At 62.3% G+C, this 20,189-nt stretch carries 13 protein-coding genes; 5 read left to right on the plus strand and 8 right to left on the minus strand.

Annotated elements, in window-relative coordinates; genetic code table 11:
- The first annotated feature begins 14 nt into the window (after positions 1–14).
- The 4 genes from P0D68_RS07725 to P0D68_RS07740 all read left to right on the plus strand — a co-directional run bounded on the left by P0D68_RS07725 (position 15) and on the right by P0D68_RS07740 (position 5,555).
- On the plus strand, positions 15–2,000 hold the full coding sequence (locus P0D68_RS07725) for a primary-amine oxidase (protein WP_408303484.1): 1,986 nt from the start codon (positions 15–17) through the stop codon (positions 1,998–2,000).
- Positions 2,001–2,007: 7 nt separating this feature from the next.
- The gene (locus P0D68_RS07730) at positions 2,008–2,988 is read left to right on the plus strand and encodes a hypothetical protein (RefSeq protein WP_408468232.1); all 981 of its coding nucleotides are present in this window, start codon (positions 2,008–2,010) and stop codon (positions 2,986–2,988) included.
- Positions 2,989–3,023: 35 nt separating this feature from the next.
- Positions 3,024–4,502, plus strand: coding sequence for a phenylacetaldehyde dehydrogenase StyD (gene styD, locus P0D68_RS07735; RefSeq protein WP_408303486.1), 1,479 nt, complete (start codon positions 3,024–3,026; stop codon positions 4,500–4,502).
- A 117-nt stretch (positions 4,503–4,619) separates the two neighbouring features.
- Positions 4,620–5,555 (plus strand): LysR substrate-binding domain-containing protein, encoded by a 936-nt coding sequence (locus P0D68_RS07740; protein WP_408303487.1) that lies wholly within the window; start codon positions 4,620–4,622, stop codon positions 5,553–5,555.
- A 144-nt stretch (positions 5,556–5,699) separates the two neighbouring features.
- Here the strand turns inward: P0D68_RS07740 and P0D68_RS07745 are convergent, their stop codons facing one another.
- The 4 genes from P0D68_RS07745 to aldA form a co-directional block, all read right to left on the minus strand.
- On the minus strand, positions 5,700–7,361 hold the full coding sequence (locus P0D68_RS07745; protein ID WP_408303488.1) for a GMC family oxidoreductase: 1,662 nt from the start codon (positions 7,359–7,361) through the stop codon (positions 5,700–5,702).
- Between the two features lie 70 nt (positions 7,362–7,431).
- Positions 7,432–8,649, minus strand: a complete 1,218-nt coding sequence (locus P0D68_RS07750) for a mandelate racemase/muconate lactonizing enzyme family protein (protein ID WP_091794227.1) — start codon at positions 8,647–8,649, stop codon at positions 7,432–7,434.
- The gene (locus P0D68_RS07755) at positions 8,650–9,972 is read right to left on the minus strand and encodes an MFS transporter (protein WP_408303489.1); all 1,323 of its coding nucleotides are present in this window, start codon (positions 9,970–9,972) and stop codon (positions 8,650–8,652) included. It lies immediately after the preceding gene.
- A 152-nt stretch (positions 9,973–10,124) separates the two neighbouring features.
- Positions 10,125–11,561, minus strand: a complete 1,437-nt coding sequence (gene aldA, locus P0D68_RS07760; protein ID WP_408303490.1) for an aldehyde dehydrogenase — start codon at positions 11,559–11,561, stop codon at positions 10,125–10,127.
- Between the two features lie 267 nt (positions 11,562–11,828).
- Here aldA and P0D68_RS07765 point away from each other — a divergent pair, with 267 nt between their 5' ends.
- Positions 11,829–12,995 (plus strand): porin, encoded by a 1,167-nt coding sequence (locus P0D68_RS07765; protein WP_408303491.1) that lies wholly within the window; start codon positions 11,829–11,831, stop codon positions 12,993–12,995.
- 52 nt (positions 12,996–13,047) lie between these two features.
- Here the strand turns inward: P0D68_RS07765 and P0D68_RS07770 are convergent, their stop codons facing one another.
- From P0D68_RS07770 to P0D68_RS07785, 4 genes are all read right to left on the minus strand, one after another.
- Positions 13,048–13,536 carry an MgtC/SapB family protein gene (locus P0D68_RS07770; RefSeq protein ID WP_408303492.1) on the minus strand — a complete coding sequence of 163 codons (489 nt, stop codon included), beginning with the start codon at positions 13,534–13,536 and terminating at the stop codon, positions 13,048–13,050.
- Between the two features lie 60 nt (positions 13,537–13,596).
- Entirely contained in the window at positions 13,597–14,271 is a 675-nt protein-coding gene (locus P0D68_RS07775; RefSeq protein WP_408303493.1) for a type IV pili methyl-accepting chemotaxis transducer N-terminal domain-containing protein, read from the minus strand.
- Between the two features lie 93 nt (positions 14,272–14,364).
- Positions 14,365–15,732 (minus strand): MFS transporter, encoded by a 1,368-nt coding sequence (locus tag P0D68_RS07780; protein ID WP_091794240.1) that lies wholly within the window; start codon positions 15,730–15,732, stop codon positions 14,365–14,367.
- Between the two features lie 200 nt (positions 15,733–15,932).
- Complete coding sequence (locus tag P0D68_RS07785; protein ID WP_408303494.1) at positions 15,933–20,147, minus strand: bifunctional nitrate reductase/sulfite reductase flavoprotein subunit alpha; 4,215 nt, start codon at positions 20,145–20,147, stop codon at positions 15,933–15,935.
- Positions 20,148–20,189 lie beyond the last annotated feature (42 nt).

The raw sequence follows: 20,189 nt of genomic DNA on the forward strand, positions 1-20,189 counted from the left end.
CTTACGGGAATCTTATGAACACGAATGCCACGAAAGCCGCTCACGTCCCCGTTCATCCGCTCGATCCGCTGAGCGGCGCAGAAATGCAGCTAGCGTGCGATCTCGTGAAGGCCGCGGAAAAACTCGATTCGCACGCGCGCTTTCCAATGGTTGAGCTGCGCGAGCCGCCGAAAGCCGAAGTCGTGGCGTTCAAGACCGGCGAGTATTTTTCGCGCACGGCCTTCGTGCTCGCAATCGATCGGACGAATGGCGCGACGATCGAATTCGAGGTGGACCTGAGAGAAAAGAAGATCGCCGCGCGCCGCGTCATGCCGTTCGGCGAGGCGCCTTACGGCCAGCCGCCGATCATGATCGACGACTTCATGAACGCGGAACAGATCGTCAAGAGCGACGAAGCGTGGCGCGTAGCCGTGATGAAACGCGGCCTCAGCGAAAAAGATCTGGAACGCGTTCAGGTCGATCCGTTCTCGGCGGGCTGTTTCGATCGCGAGAACGAGAACGGCCGGCGTCTCGTGCGTTGCGTGAGCTACTACCGCGAAACGCTGACCGATAACGGCTATGCGCATCCTATTGAAGGCGTGCTCGCCGTGGTCGATCTGCTCGAAAAGAAGGTGATCGAACTCGTGGACGACGGCCGCATCATTCCGATTCCGCGCGCCAAACACAACTACGACACGCCGAGCCTCGGCGAGCCGCGCAGCACGCTCAAACCGCTCTCGATCAACCAGCCCGACGGCCCGAGCTTTACGATCGACGGCTGGCACGTGAACTGGCAGAACTGGAACTTTCGCGTCGGCTTTACGCCGCGTGAAGGACTCGTCCTGCATCAACTTTCGTGGGACGACGGCAAGAGCGCGCGACCGATCGTCTACCGTGCGAGCGTCACGGAAATGTGCGTGCCCTACTCCGACCCGAGCACCAACCATTACTGGAAAAGCGCCTTCGACGCCGGCGAATACGGTCTCGGCAAACTCGCGAACCAGCTCGAACTGGGTTGCGATTGCCTCGGCACGATCCGCTATTTCGACATTCCGTCCGCGGACGACTTCGGCAATGCGTTCGTGATGAAGAACGCCGTCTGCATGCACGAAGAAGACTACGGCACGCTGTGGAAGCACTATGAATTCCGCACCGGCGTGTTCGAAATGCGCCGCTCGCGTCGTCTCGTGATTTCCTTCTTCGCCACGGTCGGCAACTACGACTACGGCTTCTACTGGTATCTCTACCAGGACGGCACGATCCAGCTCGAATGCAAGCTGACCGGCATCGTGCAGACCTCGGCGGTCGCCGACGGCGATACCTATCCGTGGGGCGGCATGATCACGGAGAACCTCGGCGGCCCGACTCACCAGCACTTCTTCAATGCCCGCATGCATATGATGGTGGACGGCGAGCACAACACCGTGACCGAACATGAATTCGTGCCTCGTCCAATGGGCGACACCAACCCGTACGGCAACGTGTTCGACACGACGAAGCGCGTGTTGAAAACCGAAAGCGAAGCGGCCCGTGTCGCGAACGGCAACACCGGCCGTTACTGGAAGGTCTTCAACCCGAACGTGAAGAATGCCGTCGGCGCGAATCCAGGCTACAAGCTGGTCGTGAACGACTCGCCGCTGATGCTCGCCGATGAACGTTCCAAGGTGCGCCAGCGCGGCGGCTTTGCCACGCGTCACGTATGGGTCACGCCGTTCGATCCGGCCGAGCGCTATGCCAGCGGCGATTACCCGAATCAGCATTCAGGCGGTGGCGGACTGCCGCGCTATATCGAAGCGAACCGCAACATCGAGAACGAAGACATCGTGCTGTGGCATAGCTTCGGCCACACACACGTGTGCAAGCCGGAGGACTTCCCGGTGATGCCGGTGGAATACGCGGGCTTCATGCTCAAGCCGAACAACTTCTTCTCGGCGAACCCGACCATGGACTTGCCGGCCGAGCGTGATCTGAACAGCGTTGAAGACGGCAAGTCCCCGGATCATGGTTGCTGCAAGCACTGATCCGATCGTGCCTCGTGCCCGGCACACCGCCCTCGCGCGCGTGCTGTGCGCGAGTTCGGCATGCGTGGGGCTCGCGAGCGGCGGCGCTACGCTGCTGATGCAGGCCGGTATCGGTCCGCGCGCTACTTCGCTGTGGATGAGCGCGCTGATGCTGCTGGTCATGATGAGCGTGCCACTGCTGATGTCACGCTCATGCGCCCGCCACACCCTGCTGGCGAGCGCCACGACGTTGATCGCGACGCTTACCGCGATGAACCATGTGCCGGCGTATCTGAACAGTTCGGCGCACGGCACTGTCATTGCAGTGCTGATGATGGCAATGGCCATCGGAATGTCGTTCTATAGACTGTGTGTGCTCGGCCCCTCCGTCAAACAGCGTCACGACCTGCATCGCCGCACGCACGACTCGGTCAACACGGCGCCACATTCAGCCGCAACGGCTTTGCTCGCCCTGCTGGCGGGACTGTCGAGCGGCAGCCTTGCCCGCTTCCAGCTCTTTGCGATTTGCGGCGTAAGCGGCGCGCAGCCGTTCTGGCAAATCGCGCTTTTGCTTGCCGCCGTCTGCGCGCTCGCATTCATCGCCGACCGTTCACGCGGCAATCGCATGCTGATCGCGTTGTACGTCGCGCGTGCGGCGCTGATCGGCACACTCGCGGCGAGCGACAATCCCGCGCTTGCCCCGCTCGCGGCGACTCTCTTTCTGGCTCTCGACTGCCTGACGATTCCAGCGCTCGTCAACTTGCGCGGACGCTCGAACAGCGTATCGAGCGCAAGCTGTCCCGGCCTCGCGCATCACGTCGGCATGGTGTTCGGCGCGGCGTTGTCGACCACTCCCTACTTTTTCGGCGATGGCTTTGTCGAGCTGTATGCATTGGGCGCGGCAGCGAACCTGATCTGCGCTGCGTCTTTAGCAGTGCGTTGGCGTGCAACGCAGCTCTTTTATCCGCATTCGAACCCATATCGGCGTCAAACGAATCCTTCCGGCTAGCGCAACGGCCACAACCCCAACGGAGACAAAACATCATGACTGAACACAAGCCAGCGATGACGCTGCCACATACCATGTTCATCAACGGCGAAAAGACCGGTAGCGCCGCGGGCAAAACCTTCCCGATCTTCAACCCGGCCACCGCGGAAGCAATCGCGCAGATCCCCGACGCGTCGGAAGCGGATATCGATCACGCCGTTAGAACCTCGAAAGCCGCCTTCGAATCCGACGCGTGGCGCAGAATGCCGCCGGCCATGCGCGAAGGATTGCTGCTCAAGCTCGCCGACCTCGTCGAGCAGCATAGCGACGAACTTGCCACGCTGGAAACGCTGAATCAAGGCAAGCTCATCGGCTTCTCGAAGATGCTGGAAGTCGCGGGCAGCGTGCAATGGTTGCGCTATATGGCCGGCTGGGCGACCAAGATCGAAGGCACGACGTTCGATCTGTCGATCCCCTTCCCGCCGGGCACGCGCTACAACGCGTCGACGAGGCGCGTGCCGGCCGGCGTGGTCGCAGCAATCGTTCCGTGGAATTTCCCGCTGCTGATGGCGGTATGGAAAATCGCCCCGGCGCTGGCCTGCGGTTGCACGGTGGTGCTCAAACCGGCAGAAGAAACGCCGTTGACCGCCATCCGGCTCGCTGAACTGGCGTATGAAGCGGGCTTCCCTGCCGGCGTCTTCAACGTGGTCACCGGCCGAGGCGAAACCGCCGGCGCGGCGCTCGTCCGGCATCCGCTGGTGAACAAGGTCACGTTCACCGGATCGACTGAAGTCGGGCGCATCATCGGCCGGCAATGCGCCGACGATCTGAAGCGCGCGTCGCTCGAATTGGGCGGCAAGAGCCCCGTGATCGTGCTCGACGACTGCGACCCGCGCAAGGCGATCGAAGGCGCGGCCGGCGCGATCTTTTTCAACCATGGGCAGGTTTGCACGGCAGGCTCGCGCCTGTACGTCGCACGTTCGATCTATGACGAAGTCGTGCAAGGCATCGCAGCCGTTGCCGACGGCATCACACTCGGCTCCGGTTTCGATGCCGCGACGCAGATGGGCCCGATGGTTTCCGCGCGGCACCGCGACAAGGTGGCAAGCATGATCGCGCAGGGCAAGGACGAAGGCGGTGAGATCCTGTCGCGCGATGCGCGCGTGGAGAGCGACGGCTACTTCGTGCGGCCGACCGTGATCGCCAATCGCACCCGCAAGCCGCTTTCCGTCGTCAAGGAAGAGGTGTTCGGTCCGGTGCTGGTGGCCATGCCCTACGACGACATCGATGAAGTGCTGATTGAGGCGAACGCCTCCGAGTACGGACTCGGCGCGAGCGTCTGGACCAACCAGCTCGACAAGGCGTTGCGGCTGGTGGATGGCATCGAGGCCGGAACCGTCTGGGTCAACACGCACAACATGGTCGATCCGGCCATGCCGTTCGGCGGCTTCAAGGCGTCCGGCATCGGCCGCGAACACGGCAAGGCGATCATCGACACCTATACGGAGAGCAAGTCGGTCTGTATTGCTTATTGATGACGGGCCCCGCCTGCGCGCCGCTTGTCAGGCAGGCGCCGCGCAGGCAAACCAGTAAAATACCGGGACATCGCGCTACCGCGCCTCACCTCCCGGTCGAACATCTTGAAACGCAAAATGCCCGCGCTGAATGCGCTCAAAGCCTTCGAAGTGGCCGGCCGCACGGGCAGCTTCACCCGCGCCGCGGAACTGCTCAACGTCACGCAAAGCGCGGTCAGCCGCCAGGTCCGGCAACTCGAGGCACAACTGGGCGAGACGCTGTTGCAGCGTCATCACCATCATCTGGAACTCTCCGCCGCCGGCCGGATTCTTCTGCAGGCGTTGCAGCAATCGTTCGACCGGATCGAACTCACGGTTCGCGGGCTGCAGGAGAAAACTCACCGCAACCGTCTGCGTATCAATGCGCCGCCCACCTTCACGAGCCGCTGGCTGATGCCGCGTCTCGGCCGCTTGCGCGACGCGCATCCGCAGCTCGAACTGAGTCTGTCGACGCGCGTCGACGATAACCTCGCGGAATCCGGCGTGCTCGACTGCGCGATCCGCTTTGGCAATGGCGAGTGGGAAGGCGTGGACAGCCGGCTACTGCTGAGCGAGCGGCATATCGCCGTCTGCTCGCCCGCCTTGCTCGCGCGCGAGGCGGGGCGTGCGGCGATCGACCTGAATCAGTTCACGCTGCTGCACGTGCTGGCGAGCGCCGATCAGCGCTACCTCACCTGGCAGCATTGGTTGAAAGCGGCGGGAATTGAAAACGTCGATACGCGCGGCGGCTACGAATTCGATCTGCTCGACCACGCGATTCGCGCGGCGATCGACGGACTCGGCGTGACGATCGCCGACCGTCACATGATCGCGCGCGAACTCGCGGAAGGCCAACTCGTGCAGGTGCTGAACGTGCATGTGGACGGGCATCAGTCGTACTGGTTCGTCACCCGTAGCGAGCAGGACGATCTGCCACACGTCGCGCTGTTTCGCGACTGGCTGCAGCAGGAGATCTGGTTGAGCGGACGCGCGCTCGATGCGTCGGAATCGGCGCCTATGAGCGACGAGGATTGAGGCGTGCGTTGCCGCACCGAGCGGCATTGCGACGCGTCACGCACGCCACATCGCATGAAATAGAAACCGCGCCGATGGCATCGCATCGGCGCGGCTTCTTACTGTGCGGTGGCCGGCCCGACAACCGCCGGGTCCATCACGCCGTCAAGCCGCGGCAGCCAGCTCGGTCACGTCGGGACGGTACGCAGCCTGACTCGCCGCGTCCTCGAGAATCATGTCGGCGCCCTTTTCCGCGACCATCATGGTGGGCGCATTGATATTGCCCGACGTGATATTCGGAAAGATCGACGCATCGACCACGCGCAGTGCAGCAAGGCCATGCACGCGCAAACGCGCATCGACCACCGAGGTGCGCGGATCGTCGCCCATCGCGCACGAACCGCACAGGTGGTAGATCGACCCCGATTGCTCGCGGAAGTACTGCAGAAAACCTTCCCGCGTGTTCACCTGCGGTCCCGGCGAAATCTCCTCGACCGTAATCGCCTTCAGTGCCGGCGAAGCCATCACCTTGCGCACCAGTTCGCAACCCTGGATCACTTCGCTGATGTCTTTCTCCGTGCTCAGCGCATTGATACGGATCTTCGCGGCGTCCTCGGCGCGATTCGATGCGATCTCGATCGAACCACGGCTTGTCGGCCGGCACGGATTGAATGCCAGCAGAAAGCCCGAATACGGTTCAGGTTCGAGATTCGCCTTATTGCTCTTCGGAATCCGGTACGACAGCGGATTGAAGTACAACTGCAGGTTCGGCTGCGCCTCGCGCTCGCTGCCCTTGAAGAAGCCGCCCGACTGGTTCACGCTCATCGCGAGCGGTCCCTTGCGCGTCAGCAGATATTGCAGACCGAGCTTGAGCTTGCCGAGCAACGGCCGCATCTCGTCGTTCAGCGTCTTCATGTTCGAGCGGTAGTAGAAGCTCACGCACAGATGATCTTGCAGGTTCTGGCCCACGGCGGGCAGATCCTTGACCATTGCGATGCGATGCTTCGCCAGTAACGCGCTGTCACCCACGCCGGAGAGTTGCAGCAGCTTCGGCGAATCGACCGCGCCCGCGGACAGGATCACTTCGCGCGTCGCCATGAATTGCCGTGCGACACCGTTCTGCGTGACGCTCACGCCGATCGCGCGTTGGTTGCCGTCGAATAGAACGCGGCTTACCAGCACGTCGCGCTCGACCCGCAGGTTCTTGCGTGAGAGCACCGGATGCAGATACTCGAAGCTGCTTGATGAGCGCTGCCCGTTTCGCGTATTCACGTCGTAAATACCGGCGCCTTCGAATTGCGCGCCGTTGAAGTCGTCGCTGCGCTGGTAGCCCGCCTGATCACAGCCCTTGAGGAACACGTGGCAGATCGGATGCACCGCGTCTTTCATCGGGGAGATGCGGATCGGGCCGTCGGCACCGTGATATTCCGTGTTGCCGAGCGGATGCGATTCGAGCTTGCGGAAATACGGCAGCACGTCGCGAAACGCCCAGCCCCTGTTGCCGGCGGCGGCCCAATCGTCGAAATCGTGCGGCTGGCCGCGCACGAAGATCATCGCGTTGATCGAGCCCGAGCCGCCTTGCACCTTGCCGCGCGGACAATAAATCGGCCGGTTGTCGAGTTCCTTTTCCGGCTCGCTGTAGTACATCCAGTTGTAGGTTTCGTTGTAGTACGTCTTGGTGAAACCCACTGGAATCTTGAACCAGAACGAGCTGTCCTTGCCGCCTGCTTCGAGCAGCAGCACCGAGTATTGGCCCGACGCCGACAGGCGATTGGCGAGAATGCAGCCCGCCGAACCCGCGCCGACGATGATGTAATCGTAGTTCATGCTCTATATCGCCAGACGGCGCTCAATCCATTGAAAGCGTATTGGTGAAACTCGCCAGATCAAACCACGCTCAACCCTTTGCCGGCGCGAGATCCTTCACGTCGGCCGGCTGCGCCGCCATCTGCAGATGCAGGCGCTCGCCGGTGTAAGGCGTGTGCTGCCTGACGACCTCCATATTCAGCTCGACGCCGAGACCCGGCTCCTGCGAAGGAATGATGTAGCCGTCTTCCCATTGAATCGGCTTCTTCAGCACGGCCGCATGAAAACCGTCCCACGTGCCGATGCTTTCCTGAATCAGGAAGTTCGGTGTGCAGGTGGCGAGCTGGATGCTGGCCGCCGCGCCAATCGGCCCGTTGTACAGATGTGGGGCGATCTGCGCGTAGTACACCTCGGCCAGCGTCGCGACTTTCTTCGCTTCGAGCAGGCCGCCCACACGAGCCACGTTCAACTGCAGAATCGACGCGGCGCCCGCTTCCAGCAACTTGAAGAATTCGTACTTGGTGGTAAGGCGTTCACCGGCGGCAATCGGAATGCTGGTGTGTTGCGCGACCTGCGCCATGGCGCCTTCCTGGCCCGGCGGCACCGGCTCCTCGAACCACAGCGGATCGTATTTTTCGAGGCGTTTCGCGAGCCGGATCGCCGACGAAGGCACCATCTGCCCGTGCGTGCCGAACAGCAGGTCGGCCTTGCTGCCCACCGCTTCGCGCACGCGCCGGCAGAAGGTTTCGCAACGATCCAGCACTTCCATCGACAACTGATGACCCGAGTACGCCGTGTACGGCCCGGCCGGATCGAACTTCACCGCTGTGAACCCGCGTTTGACGTTTTCAGCCGCGCATTCGGCCGCCAGATCCGGATCGTCGTAGTCGTATTCGCCGCGGCTGTTCTTCGGATACAGGTACGTGTATGAACGCAGCCGCTGATTCACCATGCCGCCGAGCAACTCGTACACCGGCTTGCCGGCCGCCTTGCCGATAATGTCCCAGCACGCCATTTCCAGGCCGCTGACCACGCCCATCATCGTCAGATCGGGGCGTTGCGTGAAACCGCTCGAATACGCCTCGCGCCAGAGCCGCTCGATATGGTGCGGGTCCTTGTCGAGCAGATAGCGGCCGAATACGTCGTCGATGATATGAGTCATCGCTTTCGGGTGGAACGTCGCCGAATAGATTTCGCCGACGCCTTCAATCCCGCAATCGGTCTTGAGCTTGACAAAGATCCAGTACATGCCGCCCACGTGCGGCGGCGGTACGGCGACGATATGCGTTTCGAGCGAGACAACTTTCATTTACGCAACCTCTTTTCTATTGAGCATGTTTCTCAGCGCGAGCCCGGCAAAGCCGCCGAGTGCCGCCATGGCGGCGACATAGCCGAAGTAGAGCTGGTAGCCGAAGACGCCCGGGAACGTCTGCGTCAGATAACCGTTGATGAGCGGCAGGAACACGTCCGGCGAATAACCGAGCACGGAGATCAGGCCGATCGCAAGACCCATCGTGGCGACCGGAATATTGCAGCGGTCCAGCAGCGACCAGTACAGGCCGCGAATCGCGTAAGTCAGAATACCGATGAACAACACCAGGAAAACCAGCAGCACGTGGCTCGAAATACGCGGCGCCGCCATCAGTCCCACGAGCGACAGCGCGGCGAGAAAGAGCGCGATCACAAGCACCGACACCTTCGAATAGCGGTCGCCCAGAAAGCCGCCACCAATGCCGCCGATCGGCCGCATCCACAGCTTGAGCGTGGTGATCGTGCCGGCCATCACGACCGTCAGGCCGATCTCACCTTCATGCAGATACGCAGAGAAACTGTAAGTGGCCCAGAACACCTGATAGCCGCAGAACACAATGGCGGCAACCAGCCACAGTTCGGGAATCTTCGCGAGCGTCTTCAGGTCGACCAGCACGTTGTTGCGTTGACGCGCGGCGCGATTGGCGGCTGCGTCTTCGGTGCCTTGCGGGTCTTTGACAAGCGCGAGCACGACGCCGAGCGCAATGCACAGAAACGCGTACATGTAGACCACCAGCTTGAAACCGGCCGCGACCGATGCACCTTTGGTTTGCGTCATCCATGCGAACAGCGTGATCGCGATTGTCGCGAGCATGGCTTCGATCAGGCCGCGTCCGCCGTCGAGCAAGCCGAAGAAACGCCCCTGCTCATGCGTGCCGGCGATCATCGTCACGCGTTTGATGACGGCGGCCCAGAACGTCAGGCCGGTCGACAAACCCCAGCCGCCGAAGATCATCATCAGCATGGGAAACGACGGCGCGGTCGAATACCACAGCCCGAGCGCGCCGGTGGCGATCAGCGAAAAACAGATCAGCAGACGCGGCGCGATGCGGTCCGCGAGCCAGCCGCTCGGCAGATAACTCAACAGAAAAATCGTGCCCAGCGACGAATACAGATAGCCGAGTTGGCTATCGGTGATGTGGAACACTTCGAGCATGGTCGGCTGATACACCTGCCGCAGATACAGAATCGGGTAGATCGCGCCGGCTGCGATCACCAGCAACATCAGCTGGATATAGCGCTGCGTCTTGCTGTCTTGCAGTGCGGCCTGCTCGTCGCCTAAAGCGAGCGATGCGTTGGTTCGAACGGGTTGGGATGACACGTGAGCGCTCCTCAGAGACACAGCACCGGTCCACCGGCCCGCCGGGTCTCCAATATGTTTTGTTATGGACTGGCAGCGGTTCGCTGCGCTTCTTTGGGTTGCAAGGCAGACACGCGCCGTGGGTTCGACGTGCGGTGCGTGCCGGTTCAGCTTCAGTACTTCATGACCACGAGACGGGTTTGGGTGAATTCGAGCATGCCGTGCTTGCCGTCGTCGCCGCCGAGGCCCGAACGTTTCCAGCCGGCGTGAAAGCCCTGATAGGGATCGGCCGGCGTACGGTTCACATACAGCTCGCCTGCCTCGATGCCGTTGGCGATCTTCATCGCACCGCGATAGTTCTCCGTATACAGCACCGACGACAAACCGAATTGATGGTCGTTGGCCATCTCAAGCGCTTCGTCCAACGTGCGGTATTTGACGACCGGCATGATCGGACCGAACGTTTCTTCCTGGATGATTTCCATGTCCTGGCGGCAGTTCGACAGTAACGTGGCCGGGTAGAAGAAGCCTTTTCCTTGCGGCAGCTTGCCGCCGGTTTCGAGCTTCGCGCCTGCCGCGACCGCACGTTCCACCATCGCGTGAATCGACTGGCGTGACGCTTCGTTGACGAGCGGCCCCATCAGCGAGGGCTGTTCGCTGCGATCGCCGCTTTCCACCGCGCTCATATGCTTTTTCAGCAGCGCGACGAACCGGTCATGCACGCTTTCCTGCACGTAGACCCGTTCGATCGCCGTGCACAACTGACCGCAGTGCGTGGTCTTGGAAGCGACCAGGTCGCGCGCGGCTTTCTCCAGATCGGCATCGGCCTCGATAATCGCGGGCGTCTTGCCGCCCAGTTCCAGCGATGGCTTGGCGATATTCGCCTTGCAGTAGTCGAGTACCTTGCGGCCCGCGCCGACGCTGCCCGTCAGCGTGATCATGCCGACCTTGGGATGCGTGCAGAGCGCTTCGGCCGTCGCATGATTCATCGCGAGAATGTTCACCACGCCCGCGGGCAAACCGGCCTTCTCGACCGCTTTGGCGATTTCGAATGCGGAAGTCGGCGTGTTGTTGCTCGGGCGCACGACGACCGTGTTGCCGGCGATCAGCGCCGGCGCCACTTTGCGCATGAACGTGTAGACGGGATAGTTGAACGGGATCAGACACGCCACCACGCCGATCGGCTCGCGATGCAACACGAGGTTTTCGTCGGGCGCATCGCTCGGAATCACTTCCCCTTCGATGCGGCGAGCCCACTCCGCGTGATAGCGGGTGATCTGGCCGGCGTAGATCGCCTCGTTGGTGGCGTCGGCCACGCTCTTGCCCGACTCCAGCGCGAGCGCCGCGCCGATGGCCGGCGCGCATTCGGTCAGCGCATCGGCGAGTTTGTGCAGGTAAGCCGCGCGCTCGGTCGAAGGCAGCTTGCGCCAGCCTTTTTGCGCGACCGCGGCGGCCTCAACCGCGACGATGGCTTCAGCTTCGGTGGCGCCCGTCACATGGGCAATGACGGCCTCCGTGGCCGGATTGTGGACGGCGATGAGCTCGCTGCCAGCGGTTCCTGTCGCGGGTTCGTTGAACCGGCCGTTAGCAAAATTCCGATCGAGTCGCATGGTCGTCTCCTGAAAAGCATTGGTGCGAAAAACGCATCGCCCTCGGCTATGGCCTGTCTGCCAAAGGTGCATGGACGGAATTTTTCTCTGCGTCACCGCTGGCCACAAGCGAATAATTTGCGGGACAAACATTCGAAAAAATCACGTTTATCCAGGGATGTGCCTCATTCGCGATCGGCCTCCCAACTTGCAGAATCCGGGCTTTGCCAAAAAGCAGCGGGCGTCGAAGGCATTCGGCCCGCTCACTACCAACGTCTGGAGCTCAAGATGAAAAAGAACCGCATCGCGACCGCCACATTCATGGCGCTCACGTCACTCACCTCACTGGCCGCGTCCTCGGCCTTCGCCCAAAGCAGCGTGACGCTGTACGGCGTACTCGACGAAGGCATCGACTACACCAACAACGCCGGACACGGCGCGGTTTGGGAAATGGCGAGCGGCTACGCGCAAGGCAGCCGCTGGGGCATGAAGGGTGCGGAAGATCTGGGCGGCGGCATGAAGGCCGTGTTTCAACTGGAAAATGGCTTCGACGTAAGCTCCGGGCGGCTCGGCCAGGGTGGCCGCATGTTTGGCCGGCAGGCCTACGTGGGGTTGAGCGACAGCCGCTTCGGCACGGTCACGCTGGGGCGCCAGTACGATTCCGTGGTCGATTACCTCGCTCAGACCACCGCCAACGGCAACTGGGCCGGCTACCTCTTCGCGCATCCCTACGACAACGACAACACGGACAACTCGTTCCGTCTCGGCAATAGCGTGAAGTATGCGAGCCCGGAGATCGCGGGCTTCCAGTTCGGCGGCGTGTACAGCTTCAGCAATGACACCAGCTTTGCGAACAACCGCGCGTACAGCTTCGGCGGCCAGTACGCGAACGGCGGCCTGCTGGTGGCCGCTGCCTACATGCAGGCGGACAATCCGGGCGTGGGCTCCACCGGCGCGATCACCGCCAACGACGCGAGCTTTATCGCCGGACGCATGCGGGTGTTCGGCGGCGGCATCAACTACACGTTCGGCTCGGCGACGGCAGGTTTTGCGTACACCAACTCGAACTACAAGAATCCGACCGGCAACGGCTATATCGGCATTCCGCTGGCCGCGCCGGGCGTGACGTTGAATACGCTGAAGTATCAGAACTTCGAGGTGAACGGTAAATACCAGTTCACGCCGGCGTTCTTTGTCGGCGCCCAGTATGTGTACACGATGGAGAACTACGACGCGTCGTCAGGCAGTGTGAAGCCGAAGATCCACTCGGTGGGGTTGATGGCGGATTACAACCTGTCGACGCGCACCGACGTTTATGTGCAGGGCGAGTACCAGAAGGTGGCGGGCGATTCGACTCACTCGATTCTCGACAACGCGTTCATTCCTGGCGTGCAGGCGCCTTCGTCGACGAGTACGCAGGTCGCTGTTCGGGTCGCGCTGCGGCATAAGTTTTAAAGCAGTGGGGGCTTCGCGTCCGCATCGTCGTAGGATCGCCCCCCCCTCAGATCTACTTCTCCTCCTGCTCGCGGCCCTTGAACAGCCGCGCACTCGACAGAATGGCGAGCGCGATGGCCACGCTGAGAATCGCCGTGGCTTCGCGCCCGAGCCCCGCAGCCACGCCAACACCCGCGCTCAGCCACAGGCTCGCCGCCGTCGTCAGGCCGCGCACCTCGCGCTCGGCGCTGAGCTTGATGATGGCGCCCGCGCCCAGAAAGCCGATACCCGACACGAGTCCTTGCAACACCCGGCTCATGTTGTCCTGCGAAAATCCGGCCTGCAACGGCACGACCACGAACAAGGCCGCGCCCACCGCCACCATCATATGCGTACGCATGCCGGCATCGCGCCGCGACAACTCACGCTCGAAACCCAATATGCCGCCGAGTATCAATGCGAGCCCGAGGCGCATTAGCACCTGGGTGACGTCGGCCACGCTGCCGAGATCGGAAAATTCTGCCTGGGCGGTCGCCCACACCACGTGCCACCCGTTACTCATTACATTTACCTGACGACAAGAAAACGCCAAGCATACGGCAATACCGCCGCTTTGCGTACCTCACCCCGTCGACGTCTTCTTCACGAATGCGTTCACCACGGCTTCCAGCTCTTTTGTGATCGTCGTCATTACGCCGGCCACCACGGCGAACTCGCGGCCGGTCACTTGTGCACGGCTCGCCACGATCTGTCCGTTGAACGACACGATGTGCGCTTCTTTCGCGATCCCCTTGATCCGCTCGATCAGTTGCTGCTGCTCCTTCTTCTGCAAGCGCGCTATGCGCCGGCTTTCCTGCTCGTAGACGGCGGTGACACCGTGCAGTTGTGTCAGCAACGGATCCACGGAGTCGACCAACGCCTTCAGCGCATCGTCAGCGCGCGGTGACGCGCGCCCGATCGCCTCTAACGCAGCCGAAGCCAGCGCGATAAAGTCCGCGATCTTCGCGGCGACTTTCCCGCTGCCGTGAAACGCTTCGCGCAGCGCCGGAGAAAACAGGCCGGGCAAGCCGTCGCGGCCTTGCGTCAGCACCGTATGACTGTCGGCAAAGGTGTTTAACGTTTCACGCGCGATCGCCAGCGCGCCGTCGAACTGCTGGAACGCCAGCATCGCTTTCAACACGATGCGCTGCGAGAGCATCCGCTGACGTCCCGCAAGATTGATCAACGAGCTCAACACCTCGCTGGAGACGTCTATGTCGGACGTGTGTGCGTGAACCCGTTCTGTCGTGATGCTCATGTCAACTTCTTATGATTGTGATCGGCCCCGTCGCGCGACACGGTCCCCGGGCTACGCCTCGATGCGCAACCCGGGTTGAGAGCATGGACCCGGTTACTCCGTTGCGTGCGCGTGCATCACACCGGAGTGCATCGACCACGCCATCCACGGACGACGCAGCGCGACGATCGCGAGGAACGCGCATGCAGCCAGCGCGCCGAACGTCGCAAAGCCCATCTGATAGCTGCCCGTGCTTTCCTTGGCGATACCCATGACGACCGGCAGATAGAATCCGCCGATGCCGCCTGCCGCGCCGACAATACCCGACATCAGACCCGTACGGCCGGCCCAGCGATGCGGCACCAGCTGGAAGGTCGCACCATTGCCGAGGCCAAAGGCCACATACAGGCACAACAGCAGTGTGATGCCGCCCGCCATCGAAGGCATGGCAGCGGCGAACACGAAGTCGCACAGCGAGATGATCGCGAGCAGGAAGGTCAGCGCGCGCACGCCGGACACCTTGTCGGCGATCAGGCCGCCGAGCGGTCGCACCATCGCGCCGGTCGCGGCGAGCAAAGCCATGAAGAGACCCGCGTCGATCTTCGAGAGCTGATAGAGGTTGGTCAGCAGCAGCGAAACATATGAGGACATGCCGACGAAACCGCCGAACGTAATGCTGTACACCAGCATGATCGCCCACGTGTCACGCTCGGCCAGCACCGCGCGATAGCGCTTGGGCAGCACCGCGATGGCCAGCAATGCGCCGATCACCGGCAACAGCAGCACACCGGTCTTGCCGGAGCCGAACATGCCGGCTTCGACCAGCAGCACCAGCACGATCAATCCGGCGAGCGTCACCGCGAAGCTGCCGAATGCGCGCAGCACGCTACCCGATTTCACGCCCGAATCATTGGCCCAGAAATAAAGCGTGATCGCCGCGATCGCGAGCAACGGCAGTGCGCCGCCGGCGGCCATCTGCCAGCCGTAATGCGTGGCCAGCTGCGGGAACAGGAAGCCGTCGAGCACCGCGCCGATATTGCCGGCCGCGGCGAGGCCGAGCACGAGACCTTGCACCTTCGGCGGATAGTTGCTGCCGGCCATCGGCAGCGCCACGGCGAAACTTGCGCCGCCGACGCCGAGGAACACGCCGAGCACCAGCAGCACCGTGTATGACGGCACGGAAGGCATCAACGGCAATACGATGGTCGGCACCGCCGACAACAGCACGCCCATCAATGCAATGCGCTTGCCATGGGCGGATTGATACAGGTTACCCAGCGTGACCCGCAGAATCGCGGCCGACAGCACCGGCACCGCGACCAGCAGTCCCTGTTGCGCGGGCGTCATCGCAATGCTCTTGCTGATGAACGGCGCGAGCGGTCCATACAGGACCCAGACGGTAAAGCCGGTGTCGAAATAGAGGAAACACGCCACCAGCGCGCGCCAGTCCCCACTCTTTAGGGAGCTCATCACGTTTTTCATCAGATATCCTCACAAAACTGATTTTTCGACTATCCGGCAGATTGCGCCACGCGCCACGCACCGGAATGATCACGATGTTGAAAACCGGCATGAACATGCAACCTCCATGCCATCCGGCTCCGTCTTTTAAAACTTCCCTGCGTACTCGTTGAAACCTTGAAACGGTGAACGCACTCGTCGCTCTGGAAAGCGTGCGGCTATCAATAAACGTCGCGTGCGTAGCGTTTTTCCTGCGCGAGGCGGCTCACGTAGTCGAGCGCTTTCTCATCGCTCATGCCGCCGTGCCGGGCGACCACTTCCTTGAGCGCCGCATCGACGTCTTTCGCCATCCGGTTCGCGTCGCCGCACACGTAGAAATGCGCACCGTCTTCGAGCCATGCCCACAATTGCGCACCCTGCTCGCGCATGCGGTCCTGCACGTAGACCTTGTCCGCCTGATCGCGTGAGAACGCAACGTCGAGACGGGTCAGCACGCCGCTGTCGCGCATCGATTCAAGTTCGTCGCGGTAGTAGAAATCGGAAGCGGCATGCTGCTCGCCAAAGAACAGCCAGTTGCGTCCCGTGTCGCCACGTGCACGCCGCTCGTGCAAGAAGCCGCGAAACGGTGCAACGCCGGTACCGGGCCCGACCATGATCATCGGAGTTTCCGAACCATGAGGAGGACGAAAGTGTGCGGACTTCTGCACGAACACGGGAACGTTGACATCGCCCGCGCGATCCGCGAGAAAAGTAGACGACACGCCTTTGCGATGACGGCGTCCGTTGCTGTAGCGCACGGCGGCAACCGTCAGATGAACTTCGCCGGCATGGGCTTTCGGGCTCGAAGCGATCGAGTAAAGACGCGGCTGCAGACGCTTGAGCATGCCGGTCAATTCGGTTGCCGTGAGGCGCACCGGAAATTCGTGCAGCACGTCGGCGATCTGCTGGCCCCACAACCACTGCTTGAGGTCGGCCTTGCGTTCGGGCGCCAGCAGATCGCGCAGCGCGCCGTTATTGCTGCGTGCGGCGACAAACGCGAGCAAATCCGGATTCGGTCGCGCGATCTCGTAGTGCCTGGCGAGTGCATCGGCGAGACGCATTTCGCCCGCGCCCGCCACATTCACGGCGGCATCCGCGCTCAAACCGCTCAGCCCGATCAATTCGTCGACCAGTTCGGGACAGTTGCTTGGCCACACGCCAAGCGCATCTCCTGCTTCGTATTCGAGTCCCGAGTCGCCCGTGTGCAGCGAGAAGTAACGCGTGTCTTTCGCCGCGCCCTGCTTGTTCAGGCGCAGATTGCTCACGAGCCGCGATGCGGCGGGCCGCGTCTTGCTCGGCACCGTGCCCGGCACCACCGCGTTGACCATGCCGCCGGGCGGTACCGCGTACAGCGCAGCATCCTCTTCCTTGATGCGCACGATGATGCGATCGAGCCACGCATCCGCGCTCTCCTGATACTCGCTGTCGCAATCGACGCGGTCCATCAGCCGCAGTGCGCCTTGCTCGGCGAGCCGCTGGTCGAGCCGGCGGCCATGTCCGCAAAACTGGTCGTAGTTGCGGTCACCGAGCGCGAGCACCGCGAAGCGCACGCCGTCGAGCCGAGGTGCGCCCTCGCTGTTCAATTGCGTCCAGAAACTTTGCGCGTTGTCGGGCGGATCGCCGTCGCCGAAAGTGCTTGTCATCAACAGCACGTATTGCGCCTTGGCAAGCATTGAGGCCGGATAGTCCGCCATGCACGATGTGCGGATTTCGAAGCCCGACTCCATCAAACGAGTCGCATAACTTTCGGTCAGCGACTCGGTGTTGCCGGTTTGCGAGGCCCACAGCAAGGTGACCTTGGGACGCGCGCGCACAATGCGCACGCCCGATACTTGCGATGCTTGCGATGCTTGCGATGCCTGCGCATGCGAGGCCGCAAGCGGAGCGGCGGCAATCGTCGCACTGCGGCTATAGAGACCGGCTAGCAAGCCGTCCACATACAGGCGGCTAGTGGTATCGAACGGAGCGTTGCCGGGCAGAACCGGCACGCTGTCGATGCCCTGCGCCTCCTGCGAACGCAGGCCGCCAACGAAACCGGCCAGATAAACCCGCTGCTGATCGTTGAACGAAGGTGCGAGCGTCGGCGGCAACTGCAACAGGCCGGTGAGTGCATTGATACGGGGCATATCCAGATCCTCGGCGCTTGCCGATACGGTGTTCTCCTGCGCCGCGCTCACGGCTACGGCAACGGATGCGTCGGCGAGCACCGTATCGTCGTCATTCAGAAGCGGCTCCGTGCTGTCGGCCACAACGGGACTCAACGCGACCGCACAAAACTTGAGTTCGGGCTGCTGCGAGACCGGGTCGATCGCATCGCTCGTTACGGCGTTGATGCACAGGTCGTCGCCGAATACATCGTTCCAGTGCATCGGCGCAAAGCAGTTGCCCGCGCTCACGCGCTCGGTCACGACAGCCGGCAACACCGCGCGGCCGCGGCGCGAGCGAATCTCCACCGGGTCTTTTGCCTTGATGCCGAGCGTGGCGGCATCTTCCGGATGAATCTCGACGAATGGACCGGGGTTCAGCTTGTTGAGCATCGCGACCTTGCCAGTCTTGGTCATCGTGTGCCATTGATGCTGCAAGCGGCCGGTATTCAGCACGATCGGAAACTCACGATCCGGCAATTCGGCCGGCGCCGCGTAAGCGCGCGCGAAAAACATTGCCTTGCCGCTCGCGGTCGGAAAGACGAGCCGCGGACGGCTGCCGTCCGGCAGTTCCTTGAGTGTCTGGCTCACTCCGTTGTTGAGGTAGCGAACCGGATTGCGCTCGGCGCAATCGTCCGATGCAAGCGGCCATTGCAACGGCGTTTCTTTCAAACGACGATGGCTCGCACCGCGCAGGTCATAGCCGGTTTTGGGATTCGACGCGCGGGTGATTTCCGCGAAAACTTCCTCGGCGCTCGCGTAAGTGAAAGCCTCCGCGTAACCCATTTCGCAGGCAATGCGCGCGATGATCTGCCAGTCCGGCAGCGCAGCGCCCGGCGGCTCGATCCCTTTTTGCATCAGCGTGACATTGCGCTCGGAGTTGATCATCACGCCTTCGGCTTCGGCCCACAGCGCGCCGGGCAATAGCACGTCGGCGTATCGGTTGGTCTCCGTGTCGAGGAAAGCGTCTTGCGCGATCACGAGTTGCGCCGCGCGCAAGCCGTCGATTGCGTTCTGACGATTCGCCACGCTCGCCACCGGGTTCGTGCAGATGATCCAGCACGCCTTGATCTCGCCCGCCGCCATGCGTGTGAACATGTCGATCGTGCCGTTGCCCACTTCCGGTTTGAGCGTGCCCTTCGGAATGCGCCACAGGTCTTCGATAAACGCGCGGTCTTCTTCGACTAGCACCGAACGCTGGCCCGGCAATCCCGGTCCCATGTAGCCCATTTCGCGGCCGCCCATCGCATTGGGCTGGCCAGTCAACGAAAACGGTCCGCTGCCGCGGCGGCAAATCTTGCCCGTTGCCAGATGCAGATTGCAAATCGCGTTGGTGTGCCACGTGCCGTGCGTACTCTGATTCAGGCCCATGGTCCAGCAGCTGATCCACTCGCTCGCGGTGCCGATCATCTGCGCGGCCGCACGCAGATCGTCGAGCGCGAGGCCGGTGATCTGCGCGACCTTCTCCGGCGTGTAGTCGGCGAGAAACTCAGGCATCGCGTCCCAGCCCTCGGTAGCGTCGGCGATGAAAGCGGCATCCGTATGGCCGTTTTCGTGCAGCAGATGCAGCAAGCCGTTGAGCAACGCCAGATCGGTGCCCGGCTTGATCTGCATGAAGAGATCGGCCTTCTCCGCCGTCGTGTTGCGGCGCGGATCGACGACGATCAGTTTGGCGCCGGCCTTCACGCGATCCATCATGCGCAGGAACAGAATTGGGTGACAGTCGGCCATATTCGCGCCGATCACGAAGAACAGGTCGGCATGATCGATGTCTTCGTACGATCCCGGCGGGCCGTCCGCACCGAGCGACAGTTTGTAGCCGCTGCCCGCGCTCGCCATGCACAGGCGCGAATTCGATTCGATGTTGTTGGTGCCGACGAAGCCTTTGGCGAGCTTGTTGACGAGATACTGAGCCTCGATCGACATCTGACCGGACACGTAAAACGACAGCGCATCCGGTCCATGTTCGTCGAGCATGCCGCGCAAACGCGCCGCTGTGGTGCTGATCGCCTGCGCCATGGGCAGCGGCGCCGGGTCCTGGCCACGCGCATGGCGCACGAACGCATCTTCAAGACGCCCGGACTTGCGCAACGCAACGTGCGCCGATTGCCCCTTCGTGCACAGCCGGCCGAAGTTGGCCGGATGCTCCTTGTCGCCGGAGATCTTCACGACCTGGCCGTCCTCGACATGCAGCACCATGCCGCAGCCAACGCCACAGTAAGGGCACACGGTTTTCACGTTAGGGGAGGACATGGCGGGCAAGATCACTCGAAAAGGTTTCAGACAATCCGTGGC

Origin of the sequence: Paraburkholderia sp. RL17-380-BIE-A (genome assembly GCF_046028085.1) — a bacterium.
Classification (GTDB): domain Bacteria; phylum Pseudomonadota; class Gammaproteobacteria; order Burkholderiales; family Burkholderiaceae; genus Paraburkholderia.

Bases quoted from the DNA above. Each gene is read 5' to 3' on its own strand.
- P0D68_RS07725 (WP_408303484.1), top strand. From the start codon at position 15: ATGAACACGAATGCCACGAAAGCCGCTCACGTCCCCGTTCATCCGCTC.
- styD (WP_408303486.1), top strand. From the start codon at position 3,024: ATGACTGAACACAAGCCAGCGATGACGCTGCCACATACCATGTTCATC.
- P0D68_RS07740 (WP_408303487.1), top strand. From the start codon at position 4,620: ATGCCCGCGCTGAATGCGCTCAAAGCCTTCGAAGTGGCCGGCCGCACG.
- P0D68_RS07745 (WP_408303488.1), bottom strand. From the start codon at position 7,361: ATGAACTACGATTACATCATCGTCGGCGCGGGTTCGGCGGGCTGCATT.
- P0D68_RS07750 (WP_091794227.1), bottom strand. From the start codon at position 8,649: ATGAAAGTTGTCTCGCTCGAAACGCATATCGTCGCCGTACCGCCGCCG.
- aldA (WP_408303490.1), bottom strand. From the start codon at position 11,561: ATGCGACTCGATCGGAATTTTGCTAACGGCCGGTTCAACGAACCCGCG.
- P0D68_RS07765 (WP_408303491.1), top strand. From the start codon at position 11,829: ATGAAAAAGAACCGCATCGCGACCGCCACATTCATGGCGCTCACGTCA.
- P0D68_RS07770 (WP_408303492.1), bottom strand. From the start codon at position 13,536: ATGAGTAACGGGTGGCACGTGGTGTGGGCGACCGCCCAGGCAGAATTT.
- P0D68_RS07775 (WP_408303493.1), bottom strand. From the start codon at position 14,271: ATGAGCATCACGACAGAACGGGTTCACGCACACACGTCCGACATAGAC.
- P0D68_RS07780 (WP_091794240.1), bottom strand. From the start codon at position 15,732: ATGAAAAACGTGATGAGCTCCCTAAAGAGTGGGGACTGGCGCGCGCTG.
- P0D68_RS07785 (WP_408303494.1), bottom strand. From the start codon at position 20,147: ATGTCCTCCCCTAACGTGAAAACCGTGTGCCCTTACTGTGGCGTTGGC.